Source organism: Teichococcus deserti (genome assembly GCF_001982615.1).
GTDB classification, from domain to species: Bacteria; Pseudomonadota; Alphaproteobacteria; order Acetobacterales; family Acetobacteraceae; genus Pseudoroseomonas; species Pseudoroseomonas deserti.
The window spans coordinates 1-2,124 of the sequence record NZ_MLCO01000381.1 but is presented as its reverse complement, the minus strand read 5'-3'; the positions used below and the strand labels follow the sequence as shown (position 1 = coordinate 2,124).

Here is a 2,124-nt window from a genome sequence, read left to right as displayed (position 1 = left end):
AGCTGATCGCCGAGCCCTGGGACATCGGCCCCGGCGGCTACCAGCTCGGCCAGCACCCGCCCGGCTTCTCCGAATGGAACGACCGCTACCGCGACGGCGCGCGGCGCTACTGGCGCGGCGATGCGGGGATGCGCCCCGATCTGGCGGCGCGGCTGACGGCGTCGGGCGACCTGTTCGACCGCCGCCGCCGCCGGCCCTGGGCCAGCGTCAATTTCCTGGCCGCCCATGACGGCTTCACCCTGCAGGATCTGGTCAGCTATGCCGGGCGCCACAACCAGGCCAATGGCGAGGGCAACCGCGACGGCCATGGCGAGAACTTCTCCGCCAACTGGGGCGTCGAGGGCGCGACCGACGACCCGGCCATCCTGGAGACCCGGGCGCGGCTTAAGCGCGCCATGCTGCTGACGCTCTTCGCCAGCCACGGCACGCCGATGCTGCTGGGCGGCGACGAGTTCGGCCGCAGCCAGCGCGGCAACAACAACGCCTATTGCCAGGACAATTCCGTCTCCTGGCTGGACTGGGCCCAGGCCGCGACGCCGGAGGGCGAGGCGCTGGCCCGCTTCACCGCGCGCGCCGCCATGCTGCGCCGGCGCCATCCCACGCTGCGCAGCGCCGTCTTCCTGCATGGCTTCACCGAGCCGCTGCCCGGCCTCCGCGACATCGGCTGGTTCGACGCCGGCGGCGCGCCGATGACGCCCGAGGCCTGGAACGATCCCTCGGGCCGCGTGCTGCAGCTGCGCCGCGCCGGCGCCGCCGACGACTCGCCGCGCCGCGGCGCCGGGCCGCCGGCCACCGAGGTGACGCTGCTGGTGCTGAACGCCGGCGACCGGCCCTGCGAGGTCACCCTGCCCGGCCCTGAACTGCCCTGGATCTCCCTGCTCGACAGCGACGTGCCGGACGCCCCGGAAGCGCCGGTCGACCGCCCCACCATCACCGTCGCCGCCCGTGCCGCCCGGCTGCTCGCCGCCTGGCCGCTGCGGCAGGAGCAAGCCGCATGAGCGAGCACTACCAGTTCGGCGCCTGGCTGATCCCGGGCAATCTCTGCCGCTTCCGCCTCTGGGCCCCGGGCCAGCCGGAGGTCACCCTGCTGCGCCGCGACCAGCCGCCGCTGCCGATGCAGCAACTGGAAGAAGGCTGGTGGCAGGTCGAGGCCGAGGCGCCGGCCGGCACCCGCTATCGCTTCGCCCTCGGCGACGGCCCGAATGTCCCGGACCCGGCCAGCCAGGGCCAGGACGGCGATGTCGACGGCTGGAGCGTGGTGCAGGACCACGGCGCCTATCGCTGGAAGCACACCGACTGGCGCGCCCATCCCTGGCCGCAATCGGTGGTCTACGAGCTGCATGTGGGCGCGCTGGGCGGCTTCCGCGGCGTCATCGCCGAGCTGCCGCGGCTGGCGGCGCTCGGCATCAACACCATCGAGTTGATGCCGGTCAACGACTTCGCCGGCACCGCCAATTGGGGCTATGACGGCGTGCTGCCCTATGCCCCGGACGAAACCTACGGCACGCCGGACGAGCTGAAGGCGCTGGTCGACGCCGCGCATGGCCAGGGCATCGCGGTGATGCTGGACGTGGTCTACAACCATTTCGGCCCGGCCGGGAACTACTGGCACGCCATCACGCCGGACTTCTTCCGCAGCGACATCTCGACCCCCTGGGGCGACGCCATCGACTTCCGCCACGACGCGGTGCGCGACTTCTTCATCCAGAACGCCGTCTACTGGCTGCGCGAATACCGCTTCGACGGGCTGCGGCTCGACGCCGTTCACGCCATCACCAGCGACACTTTCCTGTCCGAACTGTCGGCACGGGTCCGTGCCGCGACCGCGGGCCGCCCGGTCTATCTGGTGCTGGAGAACGAGCGCAACGACGCCTCGCTGCTGGAGAAGACCTTCGAGGCGCAGTGGAACGACGACGTGCATCACTGCCTGCACGTCCTGCTGACCGGCGAGGACGAGGCCTATTACGCCGATTACGCCGATGCCCCTGCCGAGCGCCTGGCCCGCGCGCTGGCCGAGGGCTTCGTCTACCAGGGCGAGGATTCGAAGAATCTCGGCCATGCGCGCGGAACGAAGAGCGGCCATCTGCCGGCCTCGGCCTTCGTCAACTCGCTGCAGACCCATGA

General features: G+C 71.6%; 1 protein-coding gene and 1 pseudogene. Both read left to right on the top strand.

The window, feature by feature from the left end:
• Positions 1-998: pseudogene (locus BKE38_RS27600) on the top strand (glycogen debranching protein GlgX); the annotation flags it as partial.
• A partial coding sequence (locus BKE38_RS27595; protein ID WP_242662594.1) for an alpha-amylase family glycosyl hydrolase occupies positions 995-2,124 on the top strand: 1,130 nt, incomplete at its 3' end. The pseudogene BKE38_RS27600 and the gene BKE38_RS27595, both read left to right, overlap by 4 nt.